We start from the raw sequence: 16210 nt of genomic DNA, 5'->3' as shown, positions 1-16210 counted from the left end.
TAAAATGTAAAATGGGATTATTATCTTAAACTTAAACTAAAACTTAAATATAAACATTCTCTGTTAGTTCAAAATCAGGATAGGCATTTTCTCGATGTTGAGTTAAATCTAAGCCATTGACTTGTTCATCATCTGTTGCCCTTAGTGATGTAAACAAAGCAACCACTTTTAAAATCGCAAATGTCATAACGCTGGTAAAGGCATAGGTGGCAACTATCGCAAGCAGCTGAATGAGAACAGGATGAATTCCGCCGCCATTGAGCAAACCATTATGGCCTTGGGGATTAAGACGTATATCTGCAAAAATTCCAGTAGCCAGGGTACCCCATGTGCCTCCAATACCATGAATACCAAAAACGTCGAGAGCATCATCGTAACCTAACTTATCCTTAAGTACACTAACCCCTAAATAGCAAACCCCTCCCGCGACAAATCCAATCAGCAGAGAACTCCCGGTGGATACAAATCCTGCAGCAGGCGTAATAGCAACTAATGCAGCAATAATACCGCTGATAGCTCCAAAAACTGTAATTTGACGGCGGTGGAACCATTCCAGGAGCGCCCAGCCAATCATTCCGGCTGCTCCTGCTATTTGGGTTGTGGTCAAAGCTAAAACAGCCAGTCCATTAGCCCCCATAGCCCCTCCGGCATTAAAGCCAAACCAGCCGAACCACAATAGTCCTCCTCCCAAGAGAACATTGGGCATGTTATGAGGAATATTAAACTCGTACCCTACTTTCAGACGTTTCCCGAGGATTAGGGCTGCAACCAGTCCAGATACTCCTGACGCCATTTCTACAACCGTTCCGCCTGCAAAGTCCATGACGCCGAGATTCTTCATCCAGCCTCCTACACCCCAAACCCAATGGGCCAGAGGAATATACACAAATGTACTCCAAAAAAACATGAATAAGAGAAAAGCGGGAAAACGCATTCTTTCTGCAGTAGCGCCACTGACAACCGCTGGAGTAATGATGGCAAACATAAGCTGAAACATAAAGAACAATAGATGAGGGATCGTAGGTGCATAATCAGGGTTAGGAGAAAGTCCCACATTTTTTAAGGCAAACCAATCCAACCCTCCAATGATATGGCCATGATCGGGCCCAAAGGCTAAAGAGTACCCGAATACTACCCAGACAATGGTAACCAGCCCTATTGCAGCAAAACTTTGCATCATTATTGAAAGAACATTTCGTTTTCTGACCATTCCTCCATAAAACAACGCCAATCCTGGAGTCATTAAAAATACTAAGATGGTCGATAAAAAAACAAATGCAATATCCCCAGAGTTTAGAGTCATTAATTATGCCTCCTGCCTAAATATTACTTCTCTATATAAAATGTTGAAAATTGTATGCCAGCAATGGCAAAGAGGCTCTAAAATGGCGTTACTAAGAACGCCGTTTTAGAGCCTCTTTGCTCACTTCTAACGACAAAACTGTATTTCAATTATAACTGTGTTCTCTATAACTGTCTAGCAATTTTAATACTTAATATTGTATACAGTTATCTATAATTTGCTGCTGAGTCTGTATTTCGTTCAAATATGAAATCTTACAGCAATTTTTCACAGGTTTAGCAGTTATTTTGCTATCAACCTGCTAATAAAATGATTGACAGTATTGATAATTGTTATTGCAACAGTCGCAGCCCCAATTACAAAGGTTGCCCACCACCGGCGACTTCTTATTTCCTTCTCCTTATAGGCCTCAAACTCTTTTCTGGTCACATAGTTTTCGACCATAAGCAGATGTAAGCGGGCAACAGCATCTTTGACTTCCTTAACATCACCTTTTATCTCCGTAATATCTTCTTTGAGAGCCTGAATTTCAGCATCCCCCATCGCAACTCCCCCGTGCCTCGCTTTATTTGAGTCTCTATACCTCTCTCTGTATTCTTTTCTTAGTTCAATTTATGCTGCGAAATCAACATATGTTCACAGTTTGTCCCGATCCCTTTTCTAAAGATTAGTTCGGTATGAATATCGGTTAATGAAATAATCCAAATACAAACTATGATATCCCGGAAAAGAAAAAGTCCCCTATCCAGAGGGGATTTAAAAAGGTGGAAAATGAAATGAAAATACTACAAACATAACTGAAGTATTGAGCTAATAGTAAAGTCTATTCAGCAATAAGTCAAATTGATTATAGTAAACATTATTGTGAGTTTATGTCATAGTTAACTATTTCAAAATTATAACCTACATCATTCGTTAAAAGCAAAATTCTTTAATAAGGTAAATAATATTCCACATGATACCAAGGTAATAATTAGTCTCATTGCTCGTTCACCTCATTATTTTTATTTAATAATTATTTTAATTACCATAGTTATATTATTATATTTATAATAATATAACTATAGTAATTTTTCAATATGCAATGAGCAGGTTTTTATGCCCTTATGTCGAATGTGACATTAGAATAGCAAGCCATATACCATATATAAAAGATCATTTTAATTAAGCAATAGTGAACTCGTTCAGCTAAAGCTGATCACCGAGGCTTCAAGACTCAATGGAAATATTGGCTTCTAATAGCCCAAATAGTGGAGTGTTAAAGGAGAGATGCACATTGAGAACTCCATCACTAATTTTAGACTACATAACTATGTTGCTTATAAATGATCTAAATATGTTAACTGTCGAATTAAGACAAGGAATCACCAAAATATCTGATGGGCAAGATCAACGTCTGCCAATAATTGAAATTACCTTTGAGAACATCAATAAGTCCGATTGGTTTGAAACCCTAAATGTTAAACTGAAGGAATTCCTCCAAGGCCAAGAATTTCTGATAACTAAAGGAGAAGAAAACAATATGTTTGTCTTCCTTTTTTAGAATATGGAGCATATGTAGAGTAACGTAATGAAATGAAGCAACATAATATTTAATGTGCTTAATTAAGCGGTCCTTGGACAGCGTCATAATTATCTTATCTCATTAGCCCTCATCGCTTTGGATGAGGGATCTTTTTTTGTAAATTTAAAGTTTTATAAGTAATTGGATAGCCTTAAGGCGAAGATCGGATTAATATTTTCGGATAAAAATTTTTGTCGTAATTTATACTTTTACTCATTGACAATAGTCCTGAATCTTGGTAAAATAATTTTCGTCTCAATGCATATGCCGATGTAGCTCAATTGGTAGAGCAGCTGATTTGTAATCAGCAGGTTACAGGTTCGAGTCCTGCCATCGGCTCCATCTTTATAGATTAAAGGCGCTTGTAGTAAGCGCCTTTTTTGATGCCGTTCTTTAAAAAAATATGTTCATGGCCAAAAACTGCAAGGTTTACTAAAATCGGGACTGAACAATTAGAAAAATACTGCTATCAACGATGATATAATTAACAATACCTTAACTTCAGTAGATGCTGAATAAATTTAACAATACAGATGAAGCAATGAACTGGCTAGAAACAGTAAAAGACTAAAGAGGGCTTCCTCCTTTTTAGTCTTTTTATTTTCATTAATTCTCAGGGGAGTGATGAAAACATTTCAATCCACGCTCCCGTACAGGGAGCGACCCTTGACGGCGAGTGTATTGATTTAGAGATGAAGATATTTCAATCCACGCTCCCGTACAGGGAGCGACACGCGAGCATTAGCACAAACAACGGCAGAAAAACAATTTCAATCCACGCTCCCGTACAGGGAGCGACGTTTAGTATGGGGGACTTGCCGCCGTTGGAGACAATTTCAATCCACGCTCCCGTACAGGGAGCGACCATCGACGGAACAACCTAATGCATGAGCCAAGGCATTTCAATCCACGCTCCCGTACAGGGAGCGACTGGCAGACATCTTTTCAAGTTCCCCATCAGTTTTAATTTCAATCCACGCTCCCGTACAGGGAGCGACGTAGCCATTTGACGCAAGGTCTTTCTGTAATTGAGACATTTCAATCCACGCTCCCGTACAGGGAGCGACTTTCGTAAAGCCAAGTCGCGTGGTAATGCCGGAATTTCAATCCACGCTCCCGTACAGGGAGCGACGTAGAGTTGTTGGGCTTGGGTTTCGGAGAATAGATTTCAATCCACGCTCCCGTACAGGGAGCGACTGATGCGCTCCGCGAACTAGCGGCCACATGGGAAATTTCAATCCACGCTCCCGTACAGGGAGCGACCCTTGTTTATGCACGGATTAAGAGGAATGTTGGATTTCAATCCACGCTCCCGTACAGGGAGCGACCTAACCGAACTGACAAAACAGTTGTTTGATTGTATTTCAATCCACGCTCCCGTACAGGGAGCGACGTAAGGATGACTTACAAGTTCATCATTTCGGTGCAATTTCAATCCACGCTCCCGTACAGGGAGCGACGCTCTTAAGAGGTGAATGGTGGGAAGACACAAGTGATTTCAATCCACGCTCCCGTACAGGGAGCGACGTGCCGCATAATTCCAAATCAGAGCAATTGCGAGAAATTTCAATCCACGCTCCCGTACAGGGAGCGACCCGGTCAGCGAGAAGCACCAGAAAGCTGCTAGGGGAATTTCAATCCACGCTCCCGTACAGGGAGCGACGCTACCCCCGCTACCCCTGCTGCTACCTCTGATATTTCAATCCACGCTCCCGTACAGGGAGCGACGCAAGGATAAGAGTTCATGCAGGTAATTCGTTTATTTCAATCCACGCTCCCGTACAGGGAGCGACGATATTCTCTTTTGCTAGTAGGGAGAGCGTTTCGATTTCAATCCACGCTCCCGTACAGGGAGCGACGGTTACGGGAGGGAGACATATGATCGCAATAGAAATTTCAATCCACGCTCCCGTACAGGGAGCGACGTCCAATCGACTTGGTCAACGTGATCTTTAGCCTATTTCAATCCACGCTCCCGTACAGGGAGCGACGACGGATTCCATGGTCGTTAAAGAATCGGTTACTTATTTCAATCCACGCTCCCGTACAGGGAGCGACTCGATATTAGGAGCTTGAGCCAAAAACCTAAAGAAATTTCAATCCACGCTCCCGTACAGGGAGCGACATGATGGATTACGCAGGGGTTGAGTTAGCGAGGGGATTTCAATCCACGCTCCCGTACAGGGAGCGACGTTCCGAAAGGGGCGCTTTTTCCGCATACAAAAAAATTTCAATCCACGCTCCCGTACAGGGAGCGACAAAAATAATCCCGTTTTATGTTTACTACGATATTATTTCAATCCACGCTCCCGTACAGGGAGCGACCGAACATAAAGGGAACCTTCGTAAAATTGAGCATTTCAATCCACGCTCCCGTACAGGGAGCGACTTTCCGGCCAAAACCATAACCGCATTTAAGGCGCATTTCAATCCACGCTCCCGTACAGGGAGCGACCTCTTTATGGATGCGATTAGTGATTGTTTGTATATTTCAATCCACGCTCCCGTACAGGGAGCGACGTCATCCCGTTGCAACTGTTGCCCCTAAAAAGCTTATTTCAATCCACGCTCCCGTACAGGGAGCGACAAGATAAGAATTCTAATTGTTTAGCCATAAATTTGCATTTCAATCCACGCTCCCGTACAGGGAGCGACCCGACCAGAGAATTACCAGGGATTACCAAATATGTCATTTCAATCCACGCTCCCGTACAGGGAGCGACAGCAAAAATTAACAATAACTAATCTTATACGGAATAATTAACCCTATTTACTTCCATTTAATATACAAAGCAACATACTTACTGCAACATTCTCGCATATTTATTCATATTCCCTTACATTTCGCGGTGCGAATCCCCCAGGGATTTTATGTTCGCTTCACATTCGCACTAAATAATCAAAGTATCCTCAACATCAAAAGAAGCCTTTGCACCTATATGCTCAACCTTGTTCTTGTAATTATTCCCCAAGAAATAAAACCTCAAACTATCTTTCTCTATATCAATAATCTTCTCCAACTTATGCTGAACCTCGCGGAACTTAGCCGCATCCAGCACGCATTCAAAAACTGAATTCTGAACACGCTGCCCATAATTCGCACATTGCTTGGCCACTTGACGCAGCCGCTTTCTCCCTGCCGGTGTTTGCGTATTAACGTCATACGTGATGAGTACTAAAATAACCTTTCACCTACTTCCACATAAAAGCCGGGTACCCGTCCAAGTCCCCCCGGATAAACCTGGCCAACAGCATGGCCTGGGCATAAGGTACCAATCCCCATTCCATTTTTTCCTGCAGAAAGGGATGCCGGATCTCCTCCTGCTTCCTGCTTTGCCAGGCCTTAAGAAGAGCTTTTCTCGTATCATCATCCATAATGACCGCTCCATTTTCCATCCGGGTAAAGCCGCTGCCATTAACCTCCCTTTTGTTAATTAAAGAAATAACAAAACGATCTGCATACACGGCCCGCAACTCTTCCATCAGATCCAGAGCCAAAGAAATTCTTCCCGGTCTATCCCGGTGCAGAAATCCCACATAGGGGTCCAGTCCCACTGTTTCCAAGGCCGCCGCTGCATCATGGGCCAAAAGGGTATAGACAAAAGATAGCATGGCATTGACATTATCCAGGGGAGGTCGTTTATTCCGAGTCTTAAAATAAAAGTCATCCTTTTGCTGCAGAATCAAATCGTCCAATACGCGAAAATATTGAACCGCCGCTTCCCCTTCAAAACCCCGCAGTTGCTCTAAATCAAGGCTTTTTTCAACCAACTTCAAAGCGTTGGCTAGGGTTTGGCAGACCCCTTTCAATTTATCTACATCCAACCTGGCCCCATGATCCCTGGTTGCCCGCTCCACCACCCAGCGGGCGTTATATATTTTCCCTAAGATAAAGGATTGAGCAATTTTATGGCTCGCCGCCGCATCCTCGGATAACTTGTACTGAGCCTTGCGCAAGGTAACATTGCCCCTAACTTCGCCGACCACCCTGCCCAGGAATTTTCCGCTGGGCTTCATAAAACTTAAGGCAATATTGCGCTTTGCGCAAGCGCCCATAAGAGCCGGACTGGCGCCGGTATAACCAAAAGCAATAATACCCTCCAGATTATGCAAGGGAACTCTCAGTAATTCTGCCTCATCCCTTAAAACCACTATGTTTTCGCCATCCAGGGATAAATAAGTATCGGGCGATGTCACATAGAGAGTATTCAATAATTTTCTCATTCATCAACCTCAATTTCCGCAATCGTCTTTTTCATATAGGCTAGAGCCGAAGGATTTTTACACAGCTTAGGCAGGCAAAGCTCACTGAGGGAACAGGCTTTGCAGCCTTTGGTCGGCTTTACTTTGGGTGTATACCTTCGGTCGTACAGCTCATGCATCTCTCTACAAATAGCCTTAACCTGTCCCCGGATCTCCTCATCAAGCACCACTTTAAGCCTACGTTTCGGTTCCCCATAAAACAAAAATCCTTCGGGAATCGTACACAAGAGCATTTCTTCCAAACACAAAGCCTGAGCGCATAATTGCAAGACATCCGCATTGTCCTGCTTAGGCTTGCCCCGTTTATACTCCACGGGAACAGGTATGTAGGTTCCCTCCCGACCATAGAGGGTGACTCCGTCCCGGGACTTGTGGAATTCCACCACATCACAAGCCCCGGTAATACCTAAGTTACGGGAAAAGATTCCCATGCTCCTGGATATGATCAAATCTCCCCGCTTTTCCTTGATGGAACTGTCATGGGTTTTCTCATGCATAATTCCACCCTCAACAGTGCGCAAATTCTCCTGCCACTGCTGTTCAATGTGGATCAAAGCCCACTGGCGCTTGCAAAAGACAAAGTGCTGTATCCCGGATAAGAGCAGGAAGTCGTCTTCTCTATATTCTTTACTCATATCATGCGCAAACACTGTACTTCACCAGGAACTTTTTCGACGTCAACTCTTACGTCATAATCGGCATATGTTCTGGCTGGCATTGTTTTATCTTTGCGTTCAACCGTTATCGTATCAAACAGCTTATAGGCTTGAGTATTGCCAAATTCGCTTTCATGTTTAAAAACGATTAACTCTCTGACATTCATTTTCCCTCTTGCAGCAGAGTGATCATGCTCAAACATATTAATGATGGCTTCCCACAGAAGCTGTAAATCGTCTTCAGAAAATCTAGTTACATTTTTCGCTAGGTTGGCAGATATATAACCTTCTGCCCGATAAAGAGCATAAGGTACAATGTACTTTCTGCCCATTTCCGTTTCTTTCTTCTTAAAATCTTCTTCTGTCGTGATCGCGACCCTGGTTATCGTAACTTCTTGTTGAACGATGGGGTCTATGCTTCTGGCAAATCCGATCTGCACAGGGCCCCTGACTTGCCCGCAGTTTAGTTTGGCCTTGACGAAAGTTGTCATAACAGCGCCAAAAGTCCTGATATCAAAAAAGTTCTCACACATGAAATCCCGAATCTGGTTGTCTTTTTCACCCTTGCTTTTTTGTGCTTCTTCCTCCTTGATGCCCAAATATTCATAAGCCGACTTATCACTGGTGTTCAAGGGGACACCGTCTTTGATGTATATTTTGTAACCTTTACTGTCTCCTTTTACAGTCTCAACATAATTTCTGATTTTTCTTTTAAGGCAGACATCAGTAACAATTCCGTAACCCGTTTCAGCATCAATTCTAGGCATATTACCGGCATCAGGATCTCCGTTTGGATTGCCGTTTTCGACTTCGAATAAAATGACAAATTCATACCTGTTATTAATTGCCTCATTCATTATTCATTCGCCTCACTTTTTTTATTATTTTTTTGATAGAATGCATTTCTTTGGTGGTAGTAACCTAAAACAAACACGCCTTGCTGCTCTAACGACAAATTTGTCGGGAACGGGTTATTGGCTATATCCATTTTTTCTAAAATATCGCCGATTCTTCTATCACTGGTATATCCATAGTCCGATTTTGAAATATGGTGCTGCGTCAATCGCAGCAGAACAGGAAAAACTGAGGCCGGCGTAGCACAAGCCGACGTAAAATACCGATCTTTAATGGTTGCACTTATCCCCGGATTGGCATCCTGCTGTGCCTTTTCCAGCACCGCGAATAATCTTCCCAAGACATAAGCGCTGTTTTCACTTTGCTCATTTAGGGCCATTGTTAATACCTCCTTGAATTCTTCTGTTTTTCTGGATAAATACGCTTTGATTATTGACGCTTTATAATAACTGATCTCTTTTTCTGCTTTAATCCTCAGCAATATGGAATTATACAGACTTACAGGATATTGGGTACCTGTAATAATCGCCTTCAGCACATCACCGGCAAGTAATGGTGAAGCTGCCTTATCCTTGGACATGGGGGATACTGTTTCGTTTAACAATCTCCACAGAGAAAAGACATCCGGATCGGTAGGATATTGTTTTTCTATCCTTAAATCTTGGTAATGTTTTCCGACTTTTTTCACAAATTCCCCAAAAGAATTAGAAAAGAAAAACCTGACCGCTAACCTCGCCGCGTTTGGAGATATTGCCAGGATATAAAAGTTTGTTTCTTGATCAAAGACATCCGATAAATCTCCAATGGGTTTTCCCTGCGCTATTTTTTCAAAGGCAGATTTTATTTCTATTACCGCTGCTTCATCCTGCGCAAGATCCTCTCCGTTATTCACTGTTCCGCCGTTCAGATAGAGAGCCATAAAATCCTGATAAATTCTCTTGGGGCTTTCCGCCCAAAATACAATCGTTGAATCACCTAAATTCAGTTTATGGGCATTGTCCGCCAAGAGGAAATTTAACACGGTGGTGTAGGCAAAGGTTGCGTATTCACTCACCGGAGCATTCAAGCCCTGTTCTTTTTCGCGTCCATAAGACTCATAAGCCCGTTCATTGAACGAAACGAGAGATCCCCCTACTGATTGGGCACCCCGGACCCCCTTGATACTGGGGTGCAATCTGGCAATCGGACTATCTTGGCCGGTTACTAGGCATCGCATAGTATTTTTGTTGTCTGAATTGCTTTTATAGGTTTCCCAAGCTTGTCTGATCTCCGGGTTTTGATGAACAAATTCTCCACCATTAATCTTGAATACAAAGTTGGCACCTGATAAAATTTCATCCAGATATTCGGCAAGTGCAGAATGTTCCAGTGCGTGATCAACATCCCAACAGCTAACGTAATTGACGACCGCCTGTGCCGTTGCATTGTTAATATCCTTCAGTATTTGCAAGTGCAATTGTTTAAAAGCCTCAAAACATGCTTTGGCTCTTTCGGGTTTTCCTTTATTGTCTACGCCGAATACATAGCTTGCGTTTTCACAAAGAAAATTGGATTTTGCTCCAATTCCAGCTTTCTTTTCCTGCTCCGGCACTTCCATGCTTTGCGGAATTTCCACCATTTTTTTGCCGCGCTGGGCACTAATTTTAAGAGGAATAATGTTTAACAGTTCTCCTTTTAAGGAGAGATTAACTGCATAAGATACATTCGCTTTGCCATACCCCAATCTGGGAATACCGCTGTCCTCATCATTAGCTAGGATTTCATAATACTTGACGAGTGATTGTAAAATCATCTAACCACCTCGCAAGCTGACAAATCAATAATACCGTTACGCATTACAGCTCTGAAAAACATAGGCTTGATATTTTCCGGGTCTGTAAAGTCCATATCATAAAGCATATAGCCAAAGTCAGTTTCTCCGGTCAGTCCGAACTCAGGCAACTTGCTCTCAAGAAGTCGGAACCTTGCCGGAAATTCTCTGCAACCAAAGCAAGGCTGATGATAACACTGGCCTTTTCTCATCCTCCGAAGTGCAATATTATAATGTTTTTCGATGGTATCCGTTTCTCCGGCCTTGTCCGTTAATTCAAAGTGCGCTTCAATAATATAATGGACATTCTTGAGAATCACTGAGGCTCTTTGTTGTCTGTCCTCATTCGTGTTGATGTGGAGGGGCTTGGCAGCGCCGTTCATTACTGAATCAACGGATCTTGCCGATATCTTAGAGCTGACTTCATTTCTTCTGATATTGGTAAATTCGATCGGATTGCAAACATGTATCTTGTCTATACGCCAGATAATTGCTGGCTTCCAGTATATGGCATCAATGATGCCACGGGCTGCCGACGGTGTGATGACATCATAACTTACTCGCTCCACTTTCATCTCGGGTCTCGAGAAGAGCGCATAATCGCCCCACGTCTCCAAGCAAATTCCATACCCCATTTCGCCACTCCTTTATTTTTTTATTATAGTTTTTAATAAGTATGTATTGCTAATTTAATCCATATCATTGGCTGCCCGGCGTTTTAGGCGAAGATCGCCACACCGGATTCCGTAGTGAACTCAAGGCCTGTTTTTTTATTGTACTTTTTGATATCCCGCAGAATATAAATGCCGTCATTAACAATTTCTATCAAGCCTGCTCCGTTCATCGCATTAAACTCATTTTCAAAAATATTGACGCTATACGGCTGTATCGCCCTCAAGATGCCCCTAAACTCGCTGACATAACGCAACTTATAAATTAGCTCTTCAGCCTTCTCGTCCAATCCAATAATAAGCGGCACCGTGTTTTCATCAATCAATTTAAACTGACCGGCTACTTGCTTGAAATTGAAATTAAAGTTGCAGCCCTCCGCTCCGCTTTCCATCATTTTAAAAATATTATGTATATCCAGTCCTGCCTCGCCTTCAAAGTCATATAATTCTTCAAAGTAGGACTTTATGGCTTGTGGAGAAAGAATGTCCTCATATCTTGTCATAATGCTTTTCGCTACCTCAATGGGCCGCTTTATTGAACTTGGCATATTTTGGGCATATCTGCTTTCCGGTTCGAAAACATTGACGATGCCGACTTCAAGCTTATTCTCCCTGTTACACCGCCCTGCAGCTTGCACAATGGAATCAATTCCAGCCATTGCGCGGTAGACCACAGGGAAATCCACATCGACACCAGCCTCAATTAACTGAGTGGAAACCACTTTACAAGGCTGCCCGTCTTTCAGCCTTTGTTTTATTTCCTCTAATACGTCGCTCCGATGTTTGGGGCACATTCTAGTTGATAAGTGAAAAATCCCCTCTCCCCGAAGCGCCGAGTATATTTCTCCAGCATGTTTTTTGTTGTTGACGATGCACAACGCCTGATCGCAGCTGTTCAGTTCTGCTGCAATTTGCGTTGTTTCCATTTGTCCTATATAGATAACTTGGGTGCGTCTGAAGAACTCATATAAGGCGTCCGTGTTTTCACATATTTCACTTATAGCTATTTCTTTCGGGAACCTGTCCTTTAAAGAAGGTTGGGTAGCACTGCATAATACACAGGTTGAGCGATAATTCCTGACCAATTCGGAAATTGCCATCAGACAAGGTATAAGAAACGGTGTAGGCAACATTTGGGCTTCATCAAAAATGATGACACTGTTAGCAATGTTATGGATTTTTCTGCACCGTGAAGGCTTATGGGCAAACAAGGATTCGAAAAACTGTACGTTCGTCGTTACAACAACCGGAATATCCCAGTTCTCCGAAGCCAGCTTCAGTTTGTGCAATATCGAGTCTTCATCATCCTTAAAATCAAAGTTCGAATGATGCTCCAGAACATTCCCCTGCCCCAATATTTCTTTAAAGACTTTTCCGGTTTGTTCGATGATACTTGTGTACGGAATCACATAAATAATTCGCTCCATATCATGATTCAGTACATGCTTCATGGCAAATGCCAGAGAGGAAATGGTTTTCCCCCCACCAGTTGGGACAGTAAGGGTGTACAAACCTCTTTCGCTCTGCGCTTTTTCACGGCAACAATTTAATATTTCAGCCCTTTTTTGATTGATTTCACGTTCCATATCTTTGAACTCATTTATATAGGTGTTTAGTTTCTCATTGAAAAACGGATAATCGTAATTCGCGCTTCGAACCACTTTGCCCATGCTCATGAATCTTTCCGTATCGAGGAAATCAGCATCCACCAGGCACGAATAAATCATTCTTGCGAAAAAAGACAGTGAAAAGCCACCCTTATTTAGGGGTTTTATATTAGGAATTCTTCCCGGTAAACATTCACTAATATTAATCTCGTTTTTAAAATACGAATAATCATGAAGCTGCATTGCTCTTTTTAACCGTCCGTTTAATGTTGTTTCAATTGCGGTGTCGCTTTTACTCCCACCGTCCGGAAGGCCGCCATGATGACCGGCAATACAATAGGCCAGCAACTTCCCCAGTGAAACAAAGGCTTTGTTAATTTCAATTGCACCCGCAGTCGAATGGTCTACTCGGGCGTTCGAGTTATTGATAACTTTATCTTGAAATTCCATCGCATACTTTCCTATATCATGCATCATTCCACATGCGTAGGCATAATCGCCATTATGAAAGCAGTTGGCAAACTTCTTGGCCTGATTGGCGGTATTTTCTAAATGAGTTATCAATCTTTGGAATCCCGAATCATCTTCTTTTCGATGAGCAATATGCATGATAGCTTTTCTCCTTTTTCGCTAGGGACACTTTGGGTCCACATTTCATGAAATACTCCATCTTTCCAAGCAACCCACTGATCCCATAGCATAAGTTATCATTTTAATTCAAAGGGATTTCTCAAAAATTTGCCTGATATTTCCTTTATAAAAAAGATAATTTCGCTCCCACGCTGGGAGCGACGACGATTTTGACGCATCAAAAGATCAAATATCACCTATTTCAATCCACGCTCCCACGCTGGGAGCGACCGAAGGAGTTCTTAGAAAATATCCCGAATGGTTGATTTCAATCCACGCTCCCACGCTGGGAGCGACCAGAGTCGTGAATTAAAGAAACTTTTAAGTCATATTTCAATCCACGCTCCCACGCTGGGAGCGACCATAGAGCCGGAGGCATCCTGGCTAATATCGGCATTTCAATCCACGCTCCCACGCTGGGAGCGACAAGGCAATACTCGAAGATCGTAAGTCTATGACGCATTTCAATCCACGCTCCCACGCTGGGAGCGACAATGTAAATAGAATGAACACAGACGTAAAAGATTATTTCAATCCACGCTCCCACGCTGGGAGCGACAATACAGTAGTCTATAACAATGGTCCTAGTGGATGATTTCAATCCACGCTCCCACGCTGGGAGCGACGACTCAATCATAGCATCGTTTATATAAGGGACCTATTTCAATCCACGCTCCCACGCTGGGAGCGACTTGCAACAAACTTTGCTCCTGCTAATCCGTTAGAATTTCAATCCACGCTCCCACGCTGGGAGCGACGGTACCCAGACAAACAAAACTTAGCGACAGGAGAATTTCAATCCACGCTCCCACGCTGGGAGCGACCTCCCTTGGTGTTTCTGGGATTTTACGAACTTAAAGATTTCAATCCACGCTCCCACGCTGGGAGCGACATTGAAACAGGCAAATAAAGATTACTAGGAGTAAATTTCAATCCACGCTCCCACGCTGGGAGCGACCTAGCAGCACCTTAGTTGTTAAAATGTTGGAGGTATTTCAATCCACGCTCCCACGCTGGGAGCGACTAAGTTACATTAACCATCACATAGGTTGTATTTCCGCATTTCAATCCACGCTCCCACGCTGGGAGCGACTATTAACCGGTCAGATTGTTGATTCAGCTGAAAACATTTCAATCCACGCTCCCACGCTGGGAGCGACAGCAAAAAATAATAAAAACAATCTTTTATATAGATAGATTTCATTCATATTCTTCCATTTTCCACAAAATACTCCGTTATCATCCTGGGGATCTTGCAAATTTCGATAAATATCCTCACATCTCGCGGTGCGAATCCTCTAGGAATTTTATGTTTGCTTCACATTCGCACTAAATTATCAAGGTCCCTCAACATCACAAGAAGGCTCCTATATGTTCATCCTTATCCTTATAATTACTTCCCTCTTTAATCTTCGCAAAGGTCCTCCATAGTTGGTACAATAAGAGTGGTATTGTATAGGCTACATAGCTTCACTTTTGCCCCCTTCATTTAATCAGGTGACGATATAAATTACCTACTCTTGTTCTAATTTTTCCTTCCATACAACAAGCGTTACATATGATCATGGAAGTCTTTCCTTAATGCTTTCCACATTATTCCTTAATTTCCTCCCAAGATCGAGAAATTAATCCAATATCAAACACAAGGTCAAACTGTCCTTTGATGGCTTGACTTTTCAACCTTCTAATTGCCTTCCTGATGAGCCAACCTGAACAGAATTTTGGTCGTAAATTTACTTATAACGACTATCTAACTTGGTCAGAAGAAGAACAGTGGGAGCTCATTAACGGTATTCCTTATAATATGACTCCCGCTCCATCGACACAACACCAGAAAATTGTTGCAACGCTCATCGCTCAATTTTACTACGCCCTTAAAGACAGTCCCTGCCAAGTTTTTAGTGCCCCTTTTGATGTAAGGCTAACCGAACCAGAGAACAATAGTGACGATATCTTCACGGTTGTACAACCTGATCTGACTATTATCTGCGATCGAAATAAGCTGGACAGCAGAGGATGTGTTGGCGGACCTGATCTCGTTATTGAAGTAACATCCCCATCAACTCTGCGTAAAGACATTAAGGATAAGTTTTATCTATATGAAAAGGCAGGGGTAAATCAATATTGGATCATCTATCCCGAACAGAAAACTGTCGTAGTTTTTGGGCTAGACCAAAAGGGTAAATTCGGTCGCCCTGACATCTATTGTGAGACTGATGTAATACAAACAGAGATATTTAAGTCAATACGTCTAGATTTATCTGAGATATTCCAAGAGTATTGACAAAAATCCCCTAAAGAAATTTCTTTTCTCTAGGGGATTTTCAGCTCGCAAATGCTTCAGGAACCATAGCGCCACGTTACCGAGCGTCTACCCTCATCATACTTTGAACATTCAATAGCTGAGGGCAAAAAAGAAACTCCCATCGCGAAGAATAGGAGCAGAAGAGAGATTTAACTCGCAGTGCAAGATAAGGATTGTAAAAAGATTACCACTACCCAAGCACCATGTCCATAGAATTCATGTATGTTACTGATACGTCTTTATTATGACAAGCAAAAAGCACTCCATAACCAAGGATGAGGAATCATCTCCAATCAAGAAAGTAGGCTTTCTTTCTTCTAGCGTCGGCCAACACCGACGCTTTTATCATGCTATTTGCCGAGAAGATCGAAGATCGTCTGTGTGCTCTTAGGCGCTTTTTTGAGGGTCACAAAGACTCCTTCAACCCGTATGGACCAGTTTGCTCTGAGCAGTATTCCCTCTTAAGTTTGTTGTTTTTTGTACTGGCGTTTGGACACAAACGTTTTGGAAAGAGGCATGTTCTAAAAGGGGCGAGTTTTGGGACAA

At 42.6% G+C, this 16210-nt stretch carries 11 protein-coding genes, 1 tRNA gene and 2 CRISPR repeat arrays; of the genes, 3 read left to right on the top strand and 9 right to left on the bottom strand.

All coding sequences use genetic code 11. The features are described 5' to 3' along the window. Positions 1 to 43 precede the first annotated feature (43 nt). The gene (locus tag ACPUYX_RS08510) at positions 44 to 1303 is read right to left on the bottom strand and encodes an ammonium transporter (RefSeq protein ID WP_426379258.1); all 1260 of its coding nucleotides are present in this window, start codon (positions 1301 to 1303) and stop codon (positions 44 to 46) included. 282 nt (positions 1304 to 1585) lie between these two features. After that, positions 1586 to 1846: a hypothetical protein gene (locus tag ACPUYX_RS08505; protein WP_426379257.1), complete on the bottom strand. Its 261-nt coding sequence runs from the start codon at positions 1844 to 1846 to the stop codon at positions 1586 to 1588. 733 nt (positions 1847 to 2579) lie between these two features. Between ACPUYX_RS08505 and ACPUYX_RS08500 the strand changes: the two genes are divergently transcribed. After that, the gene (locus tag ACPUYX_RS08500) at positions 2580 to 2846 is read left to right on the top strand and encodes a hypothetical protein (protein WP_426379256.1); all 267 of its coding nucleotides are present in this window, start codon (positions 2580 to 2582) and stop codon (positions 2844 to 2846) included. A 287-nt stretch (positions 2847 to 3133) separates the two neighbouring features. Then, positions 3134 to 3209, top strand: a tRNA-Thr gene (locus ACPUYX_RS08495). A gap of 290 nt (positions 3210 to 3499) precedes the next feature. Continuing rightward, positions 3500 to 5590: a CRISPR direct-repeat array (repeat unit 32 nt; unit sequence ATTTCAATCCACGCTCCCGTACAGGGAGCGAC). 168 nt (positions 5591 to 5758) lie between these two features. On the opposite strand, the gene cas2 is transcribed toward ACPUYX_RS08495, so the two are convergent. The 7 genes from cas2 to cas3 all read right to left on the bottom strand — a co-directional run bounded on the left by cas2 (position 5759) and on the right by cas3 (position 13338). Next, positions 5759 to 6049, bottom strand: a complete 291-nt coding sequence (gene cas2 / locus ACPUYX_RS08490) for a CRISPR-associated endonuclease Cas2 (RefSeq protein ID WP_426379292.1) — start codon at positions 6047 to 6049, stop codon at positions 5759 to 5761. Positions 6050 to 6059: 10 nt separating this feature from the next. After that, on the bottom strand, positions 6060 to 7091 hold the full coding sequence (cas1c, locus tag ACPUYX_RS08485; protein WP_426379255.1) for a type I-C CRISPR-associated endonuclease Cas1c: 1032 nt from the start codon (positions 7089 to 7091) through the stop codon (positions 6060 to 6062). Further along, positions 7088 to 7765 (bottom strand): CRISPR-associated protein Cas4, encoded by a 678-nt coding sequence (gene cas4, locus ACPUYX_RS08480; protein WP_426379291.1) that lies wholly within the window; start codon positions 7763 to 7765, stop codon positions 7088 to 7090. Before cas4 ends, cas1c begins: the two co-directional genes overlap by 4 nt. After that, positions 7762 to 8643 (bottom strand): type I-C CRISPR-associated protein Cas7/Csd2, encoded by an 882-nt coding sequence (gene cas7c / locus ACPUYX_RS08475; RefSeq protein ID WP_426379254.1) that lies wholly within the window; start codon positions 8641 to 8643, stop codon positions 7762 to 7764. The genes cas4 and cas7c overlap by 4 nt, the downstream gene beginning before the upstream one ends. Further along, positions 8643 to 10433, bottom strand: a complete 1791-nt coding sequence (gene cas8c / locus ACPUYX_RS08470; RefSeq protein WP_426379253.1) for a type I-C CRISPR-associated protein Cas8c/Csd1 — start codon at positions 10431 to 10433, stop codon at positions 8643 to 8645. The genes cas7c and cas8c overlap by 1 nt, the downstream gene beginning before the upstream one ends. Further along, complete coding sequence (cas5c, locus tag ACPUYX_RS08465) at positions 10430 to 11086, bottom strand: type I-C CRISPR-associated protein Cas5c (protein ID WP_426379252.1); 657 nt, start codon at positions 11084 to 11086, stop codon at positions 10430 to 10432. Before cas5c ends, cas8c begins: the two co-directional genes overlap by 4 nt. A gap of 83 nt (positions 11087 to 11169) precedes the next feature. Further along, entirely contained in the window at positions 11170 to 13338 is a 2169-nt protein-coding gene (gene cas3, locus ACPUYX_RS08460; RefSeq protein ID WP_426379251.1) for a CRISPR-associated helicase Cas3', read from the bottom strand. A 220-nt stretch (positions 13339 to 13558) separates the two neighbouring features. Beyond that, positions 13559 to 14519: direct repeats of the CRISPR family, unit length 32 nt; unit sequence ATTTCAATCCACGCTCCCACGCTGGGAGCGAC. Between the two features lie 539 nt (positions 14520 to 15058). Here cas3 and ACPUYX_RS08455 point away from each other — a divergent pair. Then, a complete protein-coding gene (locus ACPUYX_RS08455; RefSeq protein WP_426379250.1) occupies positions 15059 to 15643 on the top strand; it encodes a Uma2 family endonuclease in 585 nt (194 codons plus the stop codon). The last annotated feature ends 567 nt before the right edge of the window (positions 15644 to 16210 follow it).

Source organism: Desulfosporosinus sp. SYSU MS00001 (assembly GCF_049943955.1).
Classification (GTDB): domain Bacteria; phylum Bacillota; class Desulfitobacteriia; order Desulfitobacteriales; family Desulfitobacteriaceae; genus Desulfosporosinus.
This window is presented reverse-complemented; position numbering and strand designations above follow the sequence as displayed.